The 18,853-nt window shown below is 63.9% G+C and carries 19 protein-coding genes; 5 read left to right on the top strand and 14 right to left on the bottom strand.

What is annotated here, in order from left to right; translation table 11 throughout:
* Positions 1-3: 3 nt before the first annotated feature.
* Positions 4-1,524 (top strand): glycerol-3-phosphate dehydrogenase, encoded by a 1,521-nt coding sequence (gene glpD, locus A5892_RS09315; RefSeq protein ID WP_064122562.1) that lies wholly within the window; start codon positions 4-6, stop codon positions 1,522-1,524.
* Between the two features lie 100 nt (positions 1,525-1,624).
* Here the strand turns inward: glpD and A5892_RS09310 are convergent, their stop codons facing one another.
* Positions 1,625-3,004 carry a class II fumarate hydratase gene (locus A5892_RS09310; RefSeq protein WP_064122561.1) on the bottom strand — a complete coding sequence of 460 codons (1,380 nt, stop codon included), beginning with the start codon at positions 3,002-3,004 and terminating at the stop codon, positions 1,625-1,627.
* A gap of 186 nt (positions 3,005-3,190) precedes the next feature.
* Here A5892_RS09310 and A5892_RS09305 point away from each other — a divergent pair, with 186 nt between their 5' ends.
* Positions 3,191-3,610, top strand: a complete 420-nt coding sequence (locus A5892_RS09305) for a secondary thiamine-phosphate synthase enzyme YjbQ (RefSeq protein WP_064122560.1) — start codon at positions 3,191-3,193, stop codon at positions 3,608-3,610.
* 6 nt (positions 3,611-3,616) lie between these two features.
* Here A5892_RS09305 and hda read toward each other — a convergent pair whose 3' ends face one another.
* Positions 3,617-4,315: a DnaA regulatory inactivator Hda gene (hda, locus tag A5892_RS09300; protein WP_064122559.1), complete on the bottom strand. Its 699-nt coding sequence runs from the start codon at positions 4,313-4,315 to the stop codon at positions 3,617-3,619.
* A complete protein-coding gene (locus A5892_RS09295; RefSeq protein ID WP_064122558.1) occupies positions 4,312-5,403 on the bottom strand; it encodes an AI-2E family transporter in 1,092 nt (363 codons plus the stop codon). Before A5892_RS09295 ends, hda begins: the two co-directional genes overlap by 4 nt.
* A 357-nt stretch (positions 5,404-5,760) precedes the next feature.
* Between A5892_RS09295 and purM the strand changes: the two genes are divergently transcribed.
* Positions 5,761-6,837, top strand: coding sequence for a phosphoribosylformylglycinamidine cyclo-ligase (gene purM / locus A5892_RS09290; protein ID WP_064122557.1), 1,077 nt, complete (start codon positions 5,761-5,763; stop codon positions 6,835-6,837).
* A complete protein-coding gene (gene purN / locus A5892_RS09285) occupies positions 6,834-7,547 on the top strand; it encodes a phosphoribosylglycinamide formyltransferase (RefSeq protein WP_064122556.1) in 714 nt (237 codons plus the stop codon). The genes purM and purN overlap by 4 nt, the downstream gene beginning before the upstream one ends.
* Before the next feature lie 76 nt (positions 7,548-7,623).
* Here purN and dcd read toward each other — a convergent pair whose 3' ends face one another.
* From dcd to A5892_RS09230, 11 genes are all read right to left on the bottom strand, one after another.
* Entirely contained in the window at positions 7,624-8,190 is a 567-nt protein-coding gene (dcd, locus tag A5892_RS09280; protein WP_027350795.1) for a dCTP deaminase, read from the bottom strand.
* A gap of 154 nt (positions 8,191-8,344) precedes the next feature.
* A complete protein-coding gene (apbC, locus tag A5892_RS09275) occupies positions 8,345-9,142 on the bottom strand; it encodes an iron-sulfur cluster carrier protein ApbC (protein WP_411431764.1) in 798 nt (265 codons plus the stop codon).
* A 119-nt stretch (positions 9,143-9,261) separates the two neighbouring features.
* Positions 9,262-9,756, bottom strand: coding sequence for a LabA-like NYN domain-containing protein (locus tag A5892_RS09270; RefSeq protein ID WP_064122554.1), 495 nt, complete (start codon positions 9,754-9,756; stop codon positions 9,262-9,264).
* Positions 9,756-10,169 carry an alternative ribosome rescue aminoacyl-tRNA hydrolase ArfB gene (gene arfB, locus A5892_RS09265; RefSeq protein WP_064122553.1) on the bottom strand — a complete coding sequence of 138 codons (414 nt, stop codon included), beginning with the start codon at positions 10,167-10,169 and terminating at the stop codon, positions 9,756-9,758. The genes A5892_RS09270 and arfB overlap by 1 nt, the downstream gene beginning before the upstream one ends.
* A 108-nt stretch (positions 10,170-10,277) precedes the next feature.
* A complete protein-coding gene (locus A5892_RS09260) occupies positions 10,278-11,300 on the bottom strand; it encodes a Csu type fimbrial protein (protein ID WP_082890361.1) in 1,023 nt (340 codons plus the stop codon).
* Entirely contained in the window at positions 11,291-13,696 is a 2,406-nt protein-coding gene (locus A5892_RS09255) for a fimbria/pilus outer membrane usher protein (RefSeq protein ID WP_082890360.1), read from the bottom strand. Before A5892_RS09255 ends, A5892_RS09260 begins: the two co-directional genes overlap by 10 nt.
* Positions 13,697-13,710: 14 nt before the next feature.
* Positions 13,711-14,493 (bottom strand): fimbrial biogenesis chaperone, encoded by a 783-nt coding sequence (locus A5892_RS09250; protein ID WP_082890359.1) that lies wholly within the window; start codon positions 14,491-14,493, stop codon positions 13,711-13,713.
* Between the two features lie 40 nt (positions 14,494-14,533).
* The gene (locus A5892_RS09245) at positions 14,534-15,055 is read right to left on the bottom strand and encodes a Csu type fimbrial protein (protein WP_223302848.1); all 522 of its coding nucleotides are present in this window, start codon (positions 15,053-15,055) and stop codon (positions 14,534-14,536) included.
* 22 nt (positions 15,056-15,077) lie between these two features.
* A complete protein-coding gene (locus A5892_RS09240) occupies positions 15,078-15,620 on the bottom strand; it encodes a Csu type fimbrial protein (protein WP_082890357.1) in 543 nt (180 codons plus the stop codon).
* 60 nt (positions 15,621-15,680) lie between these two features.
* A complete protein-coding gene (locus A5892_RS09235; RefSeq protein ID WP_064122552.1) occupies positions 15,681-16,220 on the bottom strand; it encodes a Csu type fimbrial protein in 540 nt (179 codons plus the stop codon).
* 155 nt (positions 16,221-16,375) lie between these two features.
* Positions 16,376-16,945: a Csu type fimbrial protein gene (locus A5892_RS09230; RefSeq protein WP_082890356.1), complete on the bottom strand. Its 570-nt coding sequence runs from the start codon at positions 16,943-16,945 to the stop codon at positions 16,376-16,378.
* An 846-nt stretch (positions 16,946-17,791) separates the two neighbouring features.
* Here A5892_RS09230 and A5892_RS09225 point away from each other — a divergent pair.
* Positions 17,792-18,685 (top strand): LysR family transcriptional regulator, encoded by an 894-nt coding sequence (locus tag A5892_RS09225; RefSeq protein ID WP_064122551.1) that lies wholly within the window; start codon positions 17,792-17,794, stop codon positions 18,683-18,685.
* The last annotated feature ends 168 nt before the right edge of the window (positions 18,686-18,853 follow it).

Genomic DNA, 18,853 nt, shown 5'->3' with positions numbered 1-18,853 from the left:
CCCATGTCCAGCTCCCAGCTCCTCGACCTGTTCGTCATCGGTGGCGGCATCAACGGCGCCGGTATCGCCAACGATGCCGCGGGCCGCGGCCTCAAGGTAGCGCTCTGCGAGCAAGCCGATCTCGCCAGCGCCACCTCCTCGGCCTCGAGCAAACTGATCCACGGCGGACTGCGCTACCTGGAGCACAAGGAGTTTCGTCTCGTCCGCGAGGCGCTTCACGAGCGCGAGGTGCTGCTCAACAAAGCGCCGCATATCGTCTGGCCGCTGCGCTTCATCCTGCCGCACCAGCCCCACCTGCGCCCGGCCTGGATGCTGCGCGCGGGGCTGTTCCTCTATGATCACCTCAGCCCACGCACCAGCCTGCCCAGCGCCCGCTCGCTGAATTTCGCCCGCGAGTTCGGCGCGGACAGCCCGCTTGCTGCGGGTATCAAGCGTGGCTTCGAGTACTCGGACTGCTGGGTCGACGATGCGAGGCTCGTGATACTCAACGCGCTCCAGGCGCAGGAGAAAGGCGCGCAGATACTGGTCCGCACTCGCTGCATAGAGGCGAGCGAGCGTGACGGCGTCTGGCACATCGTGCTCGAAGACGTCGCCAGCGGCGCCCGCTTCGAGCGCCAGGCGCGAGCGCTGGTCAACGCCGCCGGCCCCTGGGTCGAATCGTTCATTCGCGGCCACTCCTCGCGCACACCGCGACTCGGGATCAACATGATCAAGGGCAGCCATATCATCGTGCCCAGGATCAATACCGACGAACGCGCCTACATCCTGCAGAACACCGACAAACGCATCGTCTTCGTACTCCCCTACCAGCGCGATTTCAGCCTGGTCGGCACCACTGATGTCGCCTATCAAGGCGATCCCTCGCAGCTTTCGATCAGCGAAGCCGAGATCGACTACCTGCTCGCCGTGCTCGATGACCACTTCAAAGCCAGTGTCAGCCGCGAACAGATCGTCGCCAGCTACTCGGGCGTTCGTCCGCTATGCGACGACGAGTCGAGCGATCCCTCGGCGATGACCCGCGACTACACGCTCGATCTCGATCTCGGTGGAGACGGCAAACAGGGTGCGCCGATGCTTTCGGTGTTCGGCGGCAAGATCACCACTTTCCGCAAGCTCGCCGAGGCGGCACTGACCAAGCTCGGGCGGTTCTTCCCCGAGATGGGCCCCGCCTGGACCGCCAGCCAACCGCTGCCGGGCGGTGATATCTCGGGCCGGCTCGAGTACGCGGCCGACCTGCGCCGCCGCTACTCGTGGCTCGATGAGCAAAACGCCGAACGCCTCGCTTCGAGCTATGGCTCGCTCTGCGAGCGTTTCCTGACGACCGATGAGACATCGATGGGCGAACACTTCGGCGCCGGCCTCACCGCCCGGGAACTCGACTACCTGGTCGAGCACGAGTGGGCCCGCGAGGCACAGGACGTGCTTTGGCGGCGCACCAAGCTGAAGCTGCGCCTCGATGCGCCGGCGTGCCAGCGTGTCGCCGACTACCTGGCCAAGCAGACCCAAACGCCCGAACCCGCCTGACGAATCCGCCTTACCTGACGAACCCGACTTGAGAGAAACGCCAGGCCAGAATGCGATCGGCCCGCCATTTGGCGGGCCGATCGCATTCAGCAACGGGCGCTCACTCCTGGATGCCACCCGAGGTCAGCTGGGCGGGATCCAGATAGCGCTCGAGCTCCGCGCGGGGAATGTCGGTCTCCTCCTCGGCGACGTCGATGATCGGCCGCCCCTCCTTGTAGGCCTTCTTGGCTACCTGGGCGGCCTTGTCGTAGCCGATCACCGGGTTCAGCGCGGTGACCAGCACCGGGTTCTTCGCCAGCGGCGCCTCGATCTGGTCACGGCGAACATTGAAATCACTGATCGCGTCGTCGGCGAGCAGCCGGGTAACGTTGGCGAGCAGTCCGATCGAGCCGAGCAGGTTGCTAGCGACCAGCGGCAGCATCACGTTGAGCTGGAAGTTGCCCGACTGGCCGCCAATGGTGATCGCCGCATCGTTGCCGATCACCTGGGCCGATACCTGCGCGGCGGCCTCGGGAATCACCGGGTTGACCTTGCCCGGCATGATCGAGCTGCCCGGCTGCAGCGCCTTGAGCTCGATCTCGCCGAGCCCGGCCAGCGGCCCTGAGTTCATCCAGCGCAGGTCGTTGGAGATCTTCATCACCGCACAGGCGAGCGCCTTGAGGTGGCCGGACATCTCGACCGCGGCATCCTGCGAGGCGAGCGCGGCAAAGAAGCTGTCGCTGGGCACGAAGGCGAGCCCGGTCTGCTCGGCGAGCCGGGCGGCGAAGCGGGTGGCGAACTCGGGATGGGCATTGACTCCCGTGCCCACCGCGGTGCCGCCCTGCGCGAGGCGCAGCAAGCGCCGCTGGCCATCCTCGATCCGCGCGATCGACTGCGCTATCTGGTCCGCCCAGCCGCCGAGCTCCTGGCTCAACCTCACCGGCATTGCGTCCATCAGATGGGTACGCCCGCTTTTCACCACGTCGTCGAGCGAGGCCGCCTTGCGCTCGATCACCTGATGAAGGTGGCGCAGCGAGGGCAGCAAGCGACGGTCGATCTCGAGCGATGCGGAGATGTGGATCGCGCTCGGAATGGTGTCGTTGCTGCTCTGCCCCATGTTGACGTGGTCGTTGGGGCCGACCTTGAGCGCGTCGCTCGAGGCGAGATGGGCGATCACCTCGTTGACGTTCATGTTGGTGGAGGTGCCGGAGCCGGTCTGGAACACGTCGATCGGGAACTGATCAAAGTATTCGCCTTCGACGATCCTTCGAGCAGCGCCGATGATCGCCTCGGCCCGCGGCGCATCGAGCAGCCCGAGCTCCAGATTGACCTCGGCGGCGACCCATTTCACCCGCGCCACCGCCTGGATGAAGGCGGGCGGCAGCGGCTGGCCGCTGATCGGAAAGTTCTGCACCGCGCGCTGGGTCTGAGCGCCATAGAGCGCCGAGGCAGGTACCTCGAGTTCTCCCATGCTGTCGCGTTCGATGCGGGTGCTGCTCATGCGGACCTCCAATTGCGGCTGGATGACGGGCTGGCTCATGCGGCGCCAGGCACTAGACTGGGTGGCTATGATTGAACCTAGCAGCCTGCGCTGGATCGCTCCCGGCGCGTGCACGAGTGATACTTATTCGCATCACTATACCCCCATCCGCCCAACCACGCCCATACCCCATCCGGAGGCCCCATCATGTGGCAGCGCAAGACGCTGAAGCTCAAAGCACGCTCCCGCGGTTTCCATCTGGTCACCGATGAGATCCTCACCCAGCTCCCCGAACTCGCCGGGATGCATATCGGCCTGCTGCACCTGCAACTGCTCCACACCTCGGCCTCATTGACGCTGAATGAGAACGCCGATCCCGACGTGCGCCACGATATGGAGGCGTTCCTCAATGACCGGATACCCGGTGACCTGCCCTACCTGCGCCATACTTACGAAGGCGATGACGACATGCCCGCGCACATCAAGGCCAGCCTGCTCGGCACCGAGCTGACCCTGGCGGTGGAAAACGGAAGGTTGGCCACTGGCACCTGGCAAGGGATCTGGCTCGGCGAGCACCGCGACCACGGCGGCAGCCGGAGACTACTGGTCACCGCCTTCGGCGAATGAGCCGGGCTACCAGTCGAGCACCTGCTTGACGAAGGGAATGGTCAGTTTGCGCTGCGCCGAAAGCGAGGCGTGGTCGAGCCGATCGAGCACCTCGAACAGCTGCGACAGCCGGCGCGGTCCGCGATGAAGGAGGTAGCGCGCGACCTCGTCGGGCAGCTGCATTCCCCGCTGTCCGGCGCGCAGCTTGAGCGCTTCGGTACGCTGCTGGTCATCCAGCGGTTGGAGGTGGAAGGTCGCCCCCCAGCCGAGCCTGGAGGAGAGATCAGCCAGCTGGATACCCAACTGGCGAGGCGGCGCGCAGGCGGCGACCACCAAACGGCGCTTGGCGTCGCGCATCCGGTTGAAGCAATGGAACAGCCCCTCCTCCCAGCGCTTGCGCCCCACCACCCGATCGACGTCGTCGATCGCCAGCAGGTCGAGACGTTCGAGGTCCTCGAGCATCAGCGGCGGGAAGTGACCGAGTTCGCCGAGCGGCAGATAGAGCGTGCGCATCCCGTTCGCAGCGCCGGCGTGGCAGGCCGCCTGGAGCAGGTGGCTGCGCCCCGACTCCTCTCGCCCCCACAGGTAGATCAACGGCTCTTCCTCACCGCTCGCCTGGGCCTTGAGCGCAGCCACCGCGGCTGGGTTATCACCAGTGAGGAAATTGGCGAAGGTCGCATCATCGCGCACCCCGACACCGAGCGGCAGCTGCCAGGGAGGGCTCATTGCCGCTCCCGGGGCGAGCCGCCGTCGATTTCGATCCTTCCCGATCCTCGCTCGAACAGGGCGCTACTGCGGTAGCGCTCGAGGGCGAAGCGCAGCAGCACCATCACCATCGCGGCGATCGGCAGCGCCAGCAGGATGCCGAAGAAGCCGAACAGCTGGCCGCCGGCGAGCACGGCGAAGATCACCGCCACCGGATGCAGACCGATCTTGTCGCCGAGCAGCAGCGGCTGGAAAACGAAGGTTTCGAGCATCTGGCCGAGCAGGAATACGCCACAGACGCCGACCAGCGCCCATAACGAGCCGAACTGGAAGAAAGCCACCAGGATCGCGGTGGTGAAACCGGAGAGGGCGCCCAGATAGGGCACGATGCTGATGACGCCGGCCGCCATCCCGATCAGCGCACCGAAACTCACCCCGAGCAGCGACAGGCCGCTGGCGTAGACGGTGCCGAGCGAGACCATCACGATCAGCTGCCCGCGCAGGAAAGCGCCGAGCACCTCGTCGCAGTCGCCGGCCAGGCGCGATACCGTAGGCTCGATCCGGCGCGGCAGCAAGCCCCGCACCGCACCGATCATCCGCTCCCAGTCCAGCAGCAGATAGAACGCCACCACCGGCACCAAGGTGATGTTGATCAACCATAGCGCCAGCACCAGCCCGGAGCGCGACATCTGCGCCAGCAGCGAGGCGGCGAAGGAGCCGGTCTCGCGCCAGTGTTCGAGCAGCAGCAGGCGGATCTGCTCGAACCCGGTGGAGAGATCGAGATCGAGGTAATGCTCCAGATACGGCACCACCGACCCCTGCAGCCAGATGAGCATCTCCGGGATCAGGTAGAAGAACTGCAGCAGCTGCTGCCAGAGAAGCGGCAGCAGGACCAGCATGCCCAACAGCGTCAGGGTACCGATCAAAAGGAAGAACAGGATCACCGCGAACAGGCGCGAAAGCCCGGAACGCTCGAGCATACCGACGATCGGATTGCCGAGGTAGGCGAGGATGAAGCCGATGAAGAAGGGCATCAGGATCGGCGACAGCAGGGTCACCATCCAGAAGAACCCTACCGCCGTGAGCAGGCCCCACCAACGCAGACGCATCAGATGCTCCTTGTAACGTACGATTCGCACCGCACGACGCGAACCCGATGCCCCAGCATACTATCGAATTCTCCATCACTCGATCGAGTCGCCTGAGGATTTTACGAAACATTAAGAGGATCAAGTACTTTCATACCATCGCCTGCACCCCGCGGGAGCTTGCTCGGGCCATGCGGGCGCCGACTCGCAATGGTACAATCGCCGCCCTGGGACTCCCGCCCCTCGCGCGTTCCCATCGCACCGCTCGGTATCGACCGGTGCGCCCGAGCGCCCGCGATGCGGGCGAGTCGATTCATCTCGCTGCGGCCTTCCCAACGGATGCGCGCCCGGCGATCGCATTCTTGCCTCGAGAGCCACATGACCACCACTCCTCCCGACTCCTCTGCGACTCAGGCGTCGCTCAGCTACAAAGACGCAGGCGTCGACATCGACGCGGGCAATGCCCTGGTCGATCGCATCAAAGGCATCGTCAAGCGCACCACCCGTCCTGAGGTGATGGGCGGTATCGGCGGCTTCGGGGCCCTGTGTCAGCTGCCGAGCGGCTATCGCGAGCCGGTGCTGGTCTCCGGCACCGATGGTGTCGGCACCAAGCTGCGCCTGGCGATGGATCTCGGCCGCCATGACACCATCGGTATCGACCTGGTGGCGATGTGCGTCAACGACCTGGTGGTCGCAGGCGCGGAGCCGCTGTTCTTCCTCGACTACTATGCGACCGGCAAGCTCGACGTCGATGTCGCCGCCGACGTGGTGAGCGGCATCGGAGAAGGCTGCCTGCAGGCGGGCTGCGCGCTGGTCGGCGGCGAGACCGCCGAGATGCCGGGCATGTACGAGGGCAGCGACTACGATCTCGCCGGCTTCTGCGTTGGCGTGGTCGAGAAGTCCGAGATCATCGATGGCGCCAAGGTGGCGCCCGGCGACGTAGTGCTCGGCCTGGCCTCTTCGGGCCCCCACTCCAACGGCTACTCGCTGATCCGCAAGATCGTCGAACGCGCCGGCGCTGAACTCGACACCCACCTGGACGGGGTAAGCCTCGGCGACGCGCTGATGGCGCCGACCCGGATCTACGTAAAACCCTTGCTCTCGCTGATCAAGCAAAGCGGCGTCCAGGTTCACGCGCTCTCGCACATCACCGGCGGCGGCCTGCTCGAGAACCTGCCACGGGTACTGCCGGCGAACGCCTGCGTCGACATCGACGTCACCGCCTGGCCGCGCCCGCCGGTGTTCGACTGGCTGCAGCGTGAAGGCAACGTCGATGCCCGCGAGATGTTCCGCGTGCTCAACTGCGGTATCGGCATGGTGATCGTGGTACCGCCCGACCAGGCCGAGCAGGCGGTCGGCCACCTCGAGGCGCAGGGAGAGACCATCCATCGTCTCGGCGCGGTACGCGCCCGGGTCGGTGACGAAGAGCAGGTGCGGCTGGAGAACCTGGCATGAGCGAGGACAGCACTGGATTCGAGGCCGCCCAGGTCGAGCCACGCAGGGTAGTGGTGTTGATCTCTGGCAACGGCAGCAATCTCCAGGCGCTGATCGACGCCCAGGGCTTCGACGAACTCGGCGGCGAGATCGTTGCGGTGGTCTCCAACCGCGCGGACGCTTACGGACTGGTGCGCGCCAAGGAGGCCGGCATTCCCGCCGTGGTGCTGCCACAGGGCGAGTACGACAGCCGCGAAGCGTTCGATGGCGCGTTGATCAAGGTGATCGAACGCCACGAACCGGACCTCGTCGTGCTCGCCGGCTTCATGCGCATTCTCACTCCCCGCTTCGTCAACCGCTTCCACGGCCGCCTGCTCAACATCCATCCTTCGCTGCTGCCCGCCTATCGAGGCTTGCACACCCACCGCAGGGTGCTCGAGGACGGGGTCAAGCAGCATGGCCTCAGCATCCACTTCGTCACCGAGGAGCTCGACGGCGGCCCGGTGGTGATGCAGGCGGAGGTAGAGGTCGACGAGAACGACACCGAGGAGACCCTCGCACGCAAGGTCCAGGCGCGCGAGCACCTGCTCTACCCGATCGCGGTGCGCTGGTTCCTCGAAGGCCGCCTGCGCCTCGAAGCCGCCGGCCCAACCTTCGACGGCATCGCACTCAAGCCCACCGGCATGCGGCTCTCGCACGCCGATGCGCTGGATGATATCGACGAGGGCTGACCTTCAGCGGGGGTACCAAAAAGGGCTGCCCTGGAGCACAGGGCAGCCCTTTGTTCTCTTCGACACCCGGCCCAAGTCAGGTCCGCGGCAGGGTAACGCCGCGCTGGCCCTGGTACTTGCCGCCGCGATCGAGGTAGGAGGTCTCGCAGATCTCGTCGGACTCGAGGAACAGCATCTGCGCCACGCCCTCGTTGGCGTAGATCTTCGCCGGCAGGTTGGTGGTATTGGAGAATTCCAGCGTCACGTGCCCTTCCCATTCGGGTTCGAGCGGCGTGACGTTGACGATGATCCCGCAGCGCGCGTAGGTCGACTTGCCGAGGCAGATGGTCAGCACGCTGCGCGGGATGCGAAAGTACTCGACGGTACGCGCCAGGGCGAAGGAGTTCGGCGGGATCACGCAGACATCGCCCTTGACGTCGACGAAGCTCTTGTCGTCGAAGTGCTTGGGGTCGACGGTGGCGGAATGGATGTTGGTGAACACCTTGAACTCGTCGGCACAGCGCACGTCATAGCCATAGCTAGAGGTGCCGAAGGAGATCACCCGCTGACCGTTGACTTCGCGGACCTGATCGCGCTCGAACGGCTCGATCATGGCGTGTTCCAAGGCCATACGACGAATCCACTTGTCCGCTTTGATGCTCATGACGGCTGGCTACCTTGCTGTGACTGGCTGCTGTGATTGAAAGAGACTCGGGTTAGAGGCCGCACCAGGCGGGCAGCCATGATACCGGGACGGAGCGCACGACTGAACCCCGGGCGGCGACCGAACGGCGCAGGCATCCGCCGGAGGCTCCCCCCTAGCTGAAACCGATGCTCGGCCCCTTGCGCACGGTAGTGCCGAGCTGCTGGTCGACCCGCTCGGCCATCGCATTGAAGTAGCCGGCCACCTCGCCATCAGGCTCGGCGACCACGCTGGGGCAGCCGCTATCGGAGCGCTCGCGGATCGAGAGCTTGAGCGGCAGTCGACCGATCACCTCGGTCTGATAAAGCGCCGCCACCCGCTCGCCGCCGCCTTCGCCGAAGATCGGCTCGGCGTGGCCGCAGTTCGAGCAGACGTGCAGGCTCATGTTCTCGACCACGCCAAGCACCGGTACGTTGACCTTGCGGAACATCTCGATGCCCTTGCGCGCATCGAGCAGAGCGATGTCCTGCGGCGTAGTGACGATCACCGCACCGGCGACCGCGACCTTTTGCGCCAGGGTCAGCTGGATGTCGCCGGTACCAGGCGGCATGTCGATGAACAGGTAGTCGAGCTCACCCCAGGCGGTCTGGTTGAGCAGCTGCTGGAAGGCACCGGCGACCATCGGCCCGCGCCATACCATCGCGGTTTCGACATCGACCATGAACGCCATCGACATCGCCTTGATCCCATGGGCCTCGATCGGCGCCATGGTGCTCTCATCGATCATCCGCGGCCGGGTACCGGGCGCAATGCCGAGCATCTGTGCCTGGCTGGGCCCGTAGATGTCGGCATCGAGCAAGCCCACCCGCTTGCCGCGCGCGGCCATCGCCAGCGCCAGGTTGACCGTCACGGTGGACTTGCCGACGCCGCCCTTGCCCGACGCCACGGCTACGATCTGCTTCACACCCTCGATCACAGCTTGCTCTCCTGCGCGCTCCACTCGCGAGCGCGGACCAATGAATGAATATCGCCGCCAGTATAGCGCGGGCAACGAACCCGCCCCCATGCGACCCTCGCCGGGATCCCCGGGCGTCAGTTCCTGCCAGGCAGCAGCAGCGCCGGCCCGATCGCGACGAAGCGGCTCGCCGCGCGCACCAGCGCATCGCTGGTCAACGCATCGACGCCGTAGACCTCGAACTCGACCCCGTATCGCTGCCGAGCCCGCTCGGCGAGGATCGAGAAGTCGCCATCCCCGGAGACCAGCACCACGCGGTCGACCCGTTCGGCCGCTTCGATCACGTCCAGCGCGATGCCAACGTCCCAGTCCCCTTTCGCCGAGCCGTCGCGACGGGTGATGAACGGCTTGAGCTTCACCTCGAAACCGATGCCACGCAGGATCTGCTGGAACTGGCGCTGTTTCTCATCGCCCCGGTCGATCGCATAGGCGCTCGCCTCGACCAGGCGGGCACCGCGCCCCACCTCCTTCCAGAAGGCAGCGTAATCGAACGGCCGCTTAAACACCTGGCGCGTGGTGTAGTAGACGTTTTGCACATCGACGAACACCGCGACCCTCGGCTCGGCACCCATCAGGACTCGACCTTGCCGCGCAGCGCCTTGCGCTGGCCCCGCCGCTGCTTGCTGTCCAATCGGCGGCGCTTCGACGCCCGCGTCGGCTGGGTAGCCCGGCGCGGCTTGGGCGCGGCCAGCGCGCCGGCGATGATCTCCTTGAGCCGCGCCAGCGCATCCTCTCGATTACGCTCCTGGGTGCGATGGCTCTGCGCCTTGATCACGATCACTCCCTCGCGGCTGACCCGCTGATCGCTGAGCGACAGCAGCTGGTGCTTGAACGCGGGAGGCAGGCTCGAGGCCCGGATGTCGAATCTCAGATGGATCGCCGAGGCGACCTTGTTGACGTTCTGCCCGCCCGCTCCTTGGGCGCGCATCGCGTGGGTCTCGATCTCATCGTATGGGATGGAGAGATGCGGGGAGATGACCAGCATGGAGTTGGCGTCCTTATGCAGGGCGCCTCGGCGCGAGGCGAAGATAGATGGCCCAGCATAGCATGGCGACGGATGGCCCCGAGGCCATCCACGCAGAGCGCGGCGGAATCAGAAGGCGACGTCGACCACGATCATGTCGGTATAGGTACCAGCCGGCGGTGTCGATTGACCACTCAGGATCTCGGCACGGTAGATGAACCCCTGGGTGAGGGTGCCAGTGTAGGCGCCCGGGTTCTGATCAGCGCTCTCCGACGAGCGACGCTCGCTACCCGCGGCGCCCCAGCGGTCGCTGCCGGTAATGCTCTTGTAGAGCTCATAGGCGAGATACTGGCCATCGGCGGCCATTCGTCGCTGCCCACCATCGGCATAGCTGCCGTCGCTCAAACCAACGCTATAGAGCGCGTCCTTGGTACAGCGGATCGAGATCGTCTGGGTCACACTGTAGAACCCCACCACCAACGGCGCGCTACCGAAGTCGAGATCAGGCGCTTCGATGACGCAGTCCTTGGAAACCTCGAGACGCAGATTGACGACCGCAGTGCCACTGCCGGTACTGCGCCCCAGGCAGATGAACAGCAGATTCACCCCACTACAGACATCCCAGTTCCAAGAGACCGACAGCTGATCGGTATAGGTACCCGCCGCCAGATTGTATTCACCGGTTTGAGTACGCAACGTCATCGGCAGGGAGTAGCTGCTGCCGCCCAGCAAACCGAGCAGATCGAGCAAATTGCTACGCGCGTAATTGAAGGTGGTGTTCAAGGGAATTTCATTGTCATAGCTAGGGTCGGCGAAGATTTGGTAAGGCACCGCGTCGGTGGAACCGGTCCTGACCAATGCACCCGCGTTGGCCGAGCTCACCGTGGCATCCATGCGATTGCCGGTGCCCAGCAGCGCCAGCGCGGCACCGTCGCAGTAAAGCCCCGCATCGGACACGCTCGCGACCTGCTGCGACTGCGAGATACTCAATGAGCTGACCGTGCCGAAGAAGCCTTCACCGCTGCCGGTGGTCAATGTGCACGAGGCATACCCTTTCGCGGACAGCGCGAGTCCGCACCCGATCCACAGCAGCCGAAGCGGCCAACGCCATGGCGACATCCAATGGCTTTTCATCACGACTCTCAGCGGCATGTCAGCGGTCCTATCTGGGCGATCCGATCGGCCTGGGGATCGATGGCGAAGCGAGTCGCGCACTGCCCACCCGCCGGCAGGCTCACGGTCAGCCCGTTGTCGGCTTCGAGCCCCTCCAGGTAGGTCAGGCCGTCCCAGCCCACATAGGCACTGCCTCCGCGATCGAGCCTCGCCACCGCCCCGACCGGCAGAGGCTCGCCCTGGCTGTCGACCAGGCTGATGCTCGCGGCCACCACCCGACCCATCGGGAAACGCAATACGTAGCCGCTGCCCGCGCGTACCGCCGCGCGTTGCTCGACTATGGGCGTGTCGATGTTGGCTGCGAGTCCGAGCGGATCGATCTCGTATTTGCCGGCGTAGTAGGCGGTGGCCCAAGGCACCAGCAGGTGGCCATGCGCATCGGTTTCTCCGACCAGCTGATTCTCGTAGCGCACGGGTACGCCCGCCTGTCCGTCGGTCGAGACCAGCACGAACGCATCGCGCACCTGATTGGCGGCGAACAGCTGCCCATCCAGCCATACCAACGAACCCCGCGCTTCGCCCCAGCGGCTGTAGTCGCCCTGCGATCCGTATACCCCACCGCCAAGCTGGACCGCGCGCCCACGCCAAGTGGCGCTGGCCTGGTGATAGTCATCGGCATCGTCACCGCGTCCATAGCCTAGATCCCAGCCCCAGCCCCCTTCGGAGGGGATCGAGCGACCGTAGTTGACCCGCTGGCTCAAGCGATGGTCGGCGCCCTGCTGCACGCTGGCGCTGACGCTGCCGCCCATACGGCCCAAAGGCATGACCACCTGCGCCATGCTCGACCAATTGCCGCCCCCGAGTTCGCGGTTGGCGGAGAGATAGAGGCTGCTGCCGGCGACCAACGACTGGGTCCATGAGAGGTTGAGCAGTCGGGTGCGGGTGCCGTCCGCCGCTTTGATGTCGAAGTAGCCACTTCCCAGGCTGCCGAACGCGCCCATCTGCAGGCTGCCGGTGAGCTGGGAGCTCTCCCGGCTCAACTGGTAGTAGCGACTGTCGTAGCTGGAGAGATCGTTGAAGCCCCGGCCACGACGAATGTGCTGAAGCCCAAGGTTGAAACGACGCTGCGTGTACTGGTAACCGGCGCTCAGCTGGCCACCCTCATCGTCGCGCGCATGGCTCTGGCTGTAGGCGGTATTGAGCACCCCGAGATTTCCCAGCCGCGCGACCGAGCCTATGCCAGCGAGCGCCAGCGAACCCGCGCCTTCGGCGTGGGTCTCGACGGTGAGATCGTCGGTCAGGCCAAAACGATAGCTGGCGCTACCGGCACCCTCGCCGTAGTCGAAGTTGCGCAGCCCGTATTGACGCCGGATCATCCCGCCACTGAACGAGTAGTCGCTCAGCCCCTGACGTAAAAGCGCGCTGGTGACGTAGAAAGGAATCGTCGTGGCGACCTGCCGACCGAGGGCATCGGTGGTGACCACCGTGGCCTCACCGGCGCCGTTGATGAACGGCACGTTGGTGATGGTGAAGGGACCCGGCATGACTTGGTCGCTACTGCTGCGATAACCGTTGATGAACAGGTCGACCGAGGTCGGCACCGCGGCGTCTCCGGCGAACTGCGGCAGCGGATAGGTGATCACATCAGGACGCACGGCGAAATCCTTCGACACCTGCACACCGCCCAAGCGAATCGAGCTGCTCCATGGCAGCGCGCGGGTCACTACGTCACCCGCTTCGTAGGCGAGCATCCGTTCGTCGTCGGCGTAGCGCCAAGAGGTGTCGTAGCGAATGTAGCGATCGCCGCGCCCGGTGCTGCCGGAAAGCGTACTGCGATATACCCCGGTGGTGGCGAACGCGCCGAAATCGCCGAACAAGCGCAGCTCATTCCATGTCGAGGCGGTGGTGGCGCCTCGATCGACGTCATTGACGTAGACGTCGTAGCCGAACAGCATGCCGAGGCTCGCCCGAGGACGCACACGCTCGATCCCGGAATCACGACCGAGGAACTGCGCCGGCAGCCAGGCCGGCGGCACGTCGATTCGCAGCCGTTGCGCGCTGGACTCGTAAGTGACCTCCACCTGGCCGAGCATATCGACGGCGATCTCCCCTTCCCCGTCGACTGGAATCGCCACCGCGCGCAGGTCGCTGGCAGCGACGAAAAAATGCTCCTGGCGCTGCGTCACCGCGACCACGCTACCGGTCGCACGCTGGTTGACCACCAGTTCGAGGAACAGCTGCTGCGCGCCGAGATCATCGAGCGACCTCGGTGCCGGCGGCAGTGCCTGACCGCGGCTCACGCCAGGGCCAAGGCCAGCCAGCACCAGCGCGACGCTGATCAGGCATGGCAGCAGCGCTCCTGGCTTGCTCTTGAACCAGTCGGGTTCGACGCAGAGTTTGGTCGCTGTCGCGGCGGTAGGCGCTGCCACTTTCATACTGGTCGCCATGGTCAATGACCATAAGGCGCGATCGGCGCGATCTCGCCGCCGTTGACCGCGGCCTCGAACCTGCCAGCGGCTTCCACGCCCTCTGGCAACGGCCAGCGCATCTCACTGCCAACCAGCACGTAACCGAGCAGACCGTCGGATATCGTATGGCGCCGTGCGCCTTGGACGAACTCCGCGCGGGTGATGCGCGCATGCAGGCTGCCGCGGTTGGCGATCTCCAGGTAGCGCTTGCCTTGCTGATCGACGACTCGCCATCCGAGGCGCGGCTGGCCGGACTCTGGGCGCGCCTCGGCACCGGCTCTGGTCTTGCCCGCGAGGCCCTCGCCGTAGCTGAATAGCGGGACCGAATAGCGCATCTGGAATTTGACCCCCACGCTACCCTGCTCGTGATCGTCGCCGGCCACCGGAATCTCATCGATGATCACCCGGTAGGCCCGCTCCTCCCCGGCGGCCACTGGCTGAGTACGAGTAAGGCGTACCAACTGGCGCTCCCCAGGGGCGATCTGCATCATCGGCGGGCTGCCGATCACTTCACTTTGCTGGTGATACTGATCGCCACCGTCCTGCTGCCAGGCGAAAACCCGTGCTTGAAGCGTCACCGGAGCGCTGCCGCGATTTTCGAGCCACAGCGCAGCGGCGCGTTCATTGCTTGCGATCGACGGGTCGACCGGCCAGATCAGCACCGAACTCGCCGCCCATACGGGAGTTGCGGCCATCACCAGGACGGTACGCAGCAACAGCCGCGCGACTCTGGATGGCCAGCTTCGCAGGATGCCAGTGGTCATCGGTTGCTTCCTTCGATATCGAGAGACTAAAAGGGCGCCGTCACCATTGCAGCGTGACCACCAGGGTGTCGTGATAGGAACCCGCCGATGCATCGCCGGGCAGCGACAGGCGAGCATAAAGAGGCAGCTGGACATTCTCCGGGCTTGCGGCGGTGTTGACCGGCACCTCCTGGTTCACCGCGATCGGCTGCTGCATCGCCGCATCGGAGAACAGGCTGTAGCCGAGCAGCCCGCTGCCATCGGCGTGGCGCATGCGCCGCTGGTCGTCGTAGTGCTGCCCGCCATCGACCCACATACTGAGCGCCACTCCGGGAGTGCAATTGAGCGTCACCGACTGCCCCGCCACCAGGCTCGCGGTATGGGTCGCGGTCGAGAGCGCCGAATCGACGCCGAAATCGAGCCATCCCAGCATGCCCAGGCTCGCGCCTTCGGCGGGACGCGCGCCGTCGACCAGACAACCCTCGCTGACTGTGGCGCTGACCTGGAACGTACTGGTGGGAGCGGCGCTCGCCGAAGCGATCCATAGGCCGGGCAGTAAGGCTGAGGCCAGTCCAACGATCACGCTTCGACTCGCGCCGTTCACGTCAGAACTCCAGGCTGACCTGAACGGTGTCGCTGTAGGTGCCCGCGGCCAACCCGTCATTGCCGAAAGCACGCGCATAGACCGGGATCGTCTGGACCGAGCCATCGGCGACCACCGTAAGCTCGTCGCCATTGTCGAGCACGGTCTGCCGTCCACTGTCGATATAGAGGTTGTAGGGGACGAACTGGCCATTACCGGCCATCGCCCGGGTATAGGCACCGGCGTCGGCGTCATTGATTCCTGCGAGGAAGGTCAGGGTGGCGTCCTGGCCCGGCGAGCACTGGATCGAGATCCCGCTCTGCGCTCCGCCGACCAGCTCGCCATCGGCCTGGCTGAACAGCGTGGTCTGGGAACCGAAATCGATGGTTCCGAACTCGACCCCTGTCGTGCCGTTGGAGCCGTTGACCTCACAGGCGCTGGTCAGGGTGATCGTCGCATCGACCTGGCCTGTGACGGTGGCGGCGAAGGATGGAGAAGTCGCAACCAGGCCCAGGCAAGCGGCGGCGGCGATCGATGAGGTACGACGCAGGGAAATCATAGACATGGCGGTTCACTCCGGGTGCGAGCAAAAGGCGGCGGCCACCGGCCACCGCGTTGGTTCGAATCAGAACTCGAGTTTGACCAGCAGGGTGTCGGTGTAGAGACCGCTCGCGATCGCGGAGCCGTTCGCCGCGATCGCACCGTACAGTGGCACCTCGGTCGGGGCACCGCTGGTGTCGAGCGCGATCGGTTGCGAACTGCCGATGATGTACGGGACGGTGCGCGCCGCGTCACTGAAGACTTCGTAGCTGACCGTGTCCCCGGAATCCGCACTGACCAACGAACGATCGCCGCGCAGGCCGCCATCGACGCTGACCTGGAAGGCTTCGAGATCCTTGCTGCACTCGACCTGGAGCGTGCCACCGGATACGCCGGCCAACTCAGCGCTCAGCACGTTGGTCCATGTCGTGGACACGTCACCGAAGTCCAAGATCCCGAAGTCGTTGAGGTTGCCGTCCACCCCGCCGCCGGTGACTTCGCACCCCTGGGCGACGTTCAGCGATACATCGACCTTCCCCGTCACTGCCGCCTGCGCCTGACCCAGGCCGAACAGCATGGACATGGATGCCATCGAGGCGAGCATGGCCTTCTTGTTGCTATGCATGAGTGTTCCCTCGTCTATGAGCCAATCAATCACCTGCCATCGGATGCCGGAGATACCGCCGCCCTGCTGCCAAGCGTGGCGGTGGCTCCCGGTACATCGCCTCCTGCCTGCCGGCCCGATGTCCGGCGCCCTGAGGCCTAATCAGCCAGACTGCGCTACCAGCGCAGCGTGAGCTTGAGCTCGTCGGTGTAGAAGCCGACCGGAGGTACTGCGTCGAGCGGCCCGATACGGGCATACAGCGGTATCCGTAAGCGTCCATCCCCAGGCACCGTGAAACCGACCAGCTCATCGGCAGGCCAGGGATGGCGACGCGCAGCGTCGAGGAACACCTGGTAAGGCAGCCGAACCGGCTCGCTTCGGGCCGCGGAGCCATCATCGTCATAGCGCGCAACCAGATGACGAGAAGAAGCGTTGCCATGGAGGCCACCATCGACGCCGAGCTGATACTCGGTACCGGGATTGCAGATGACGCTGAGCGCCTCGAGCCCTGGCGCCTCGGCGTCGATCCCCTCACCTTGCTGATCGAGTCGCGGATGCTGCCCGAAATCGATCACTCCCCATTGCATACGCTGATGCGGCTCGAACGCGATCGCGCATCCCCTTGGCACACCGAGTCGCACATCGACGCTTCCCATCACCATCGCATCGGCATTGGCGAGCGATATCCAACCGAGCGAGGACAACATCGATATCACCGAAGTAAGCAATCGAGTGCGGGGCATCATGATAAGCACTCCCTGCCACCGCCCGATGGGCGTATGGAAAGTGAATGAGTAATGTCGCCAGCAAAAAACTAAAGTTATAAAGAAGACAAATAAAGCATAAGTCCCAGGGGAATTAAGCCCCAACTAATACAATAGAACCCTACTGATCAAAGATACACCATGGCAGGTGTCCGGGACCTTTTGGCACATGCTCAGTAAGGCCACCGTAACCGCAAGCGTTACAGAAAAAAACCTTTTTATTATGAAAAATAATGCACCTTGGTACCCGCCATCAACTTTTGATTAACAAATCTCAACCTCTCAATCCAAATTCAATTGGTTCTAAAATGTTTCATCCCTATCTCCGTTATTTTACGAACAGGACTGTTTGTCGCCTCGCTCAAAAGCGTTCAAGTTGAACAGCTGAAAGGATACAGCACCTCCCCCGCACCGCCAAAACGCCGCCAGCAACAGCGCCAACCCACTGAAAAAAGGCAAGTCAGTAGATCAGTCGTGCCCTCTCCCACAGCAAGCACTCTCGCACGGACGCTTATCCGGCTCTGCCCAAACAATGCCGGAAGGTTTAGCTCGCTTCGTTTTATATCCATACAAAAAAGATGGCTAATCATCGAAAACACTACCACAACGATGAGGCCACCAGGTAGTTGAAAACGATTCTCATCTTACCGCTGCGCAGACACCGATTTTTTGATTTTTATTTATTTATCATTGTTATCGAATGGAAACGATTGACATACTTGTGAAGCAATCGTTTATTTAATGACTATGGACCAGGAGGCGCGCATGCACCACAACTTGACAGACCCTTCATTCGCTCGGCTTTGCACTAATTACATCGACCGCCGAATGACACTCAAGCATATGCGCATACTCAATGCCCTGAACGAACGCAAGACGGTGAGCGGCGCTGCGGAAAGCCTGAACATGACCACCGCCAATGTGTCCAAAACGATCAAGGAGATCGAGGAGTTTCTTGGAGAGAACCTCTACTACCGCAAACAGGGGCACTACTACCCGATGCCTCACCTGCTGCCATTGACCGAGGTGTCACGCAGAGTCCTGGCCGCCCTCGACGAAGCCAAGAGCGAGCTCTCATCGCTGTATCGCAAGGCCGACCAGGAAATCCGCATCGGCTACAGTGGCGCAATGCTCGAACCCTATGCCTGCCTGCTGGGCAAGCGGCTACTCTCCTATCCGATTTCGTACAGTATCAAGCTGATCAATCTCGGTATCGAGGACGCCAACGAGCGCATGCGCCAGGGCAACCTCGACATCGTCCTCACCGCCGGCGCCACGCCCTATGACTGCAAGTGGCAGAAGGCACCTCTTCGAATCAAGCGACTGCATCTGGCGGTCGCATCCAAGATCGCCACCGAGAAGGTCGAACTCACCGACATTCTCATTCCTTCATGTTCGGAGTCGACGCTGGAGCTGATCATGCGACAGCTGCTTGGCAGCATCGACTCTGAATTCAAGCTCAGCCAATTCGATTCGACGATGAGCCTGCACATCGCGCTGAGCAGTCCAGGTTCGGGCCTGGTCTGCGACGACCTCACCCTCGATACGATCTCTGCCAGGGAGCATTGCCGAATTCTCCAGACCTTCGCGGTCAATCAAATCGCCTTCGAAGTCGGCTGGAGCGAGTTGAGCCTCAAGGACCCCAAGATGCGCTCGATCATCGAGCGGGAGATCGCCCAGATCGAAACAGACGTTCTCGCGCCCACCGACTCACAAGGCTGACCCTGCGGGCACCTGCCCGGCGACCTGAGCGATCGCCGGGACCGATCCATCGAAACGCGATTACCCCACCGCATCCCGCTCGCGTTAGAATCCATGGCAAAATTTCCCGATGCCCAATGGTATGGAAGCCAGTCGCCTTTCCACCATCGAGCAGCCGCCACGCTCATC

The sequence above is a fragment of the Halotalea alkalilenta genome (assembly GCF_001648175.1).
GTDB lineage: Bacteria > Pseudomonadota > Gammaproteobacteria > Pseudomonadales > Halomonadaceae > Halotalea > Halotalea alkalilenta_A.
This window is presented reverse-complemented; position numbering and strand designations above follow the sequence as displayed.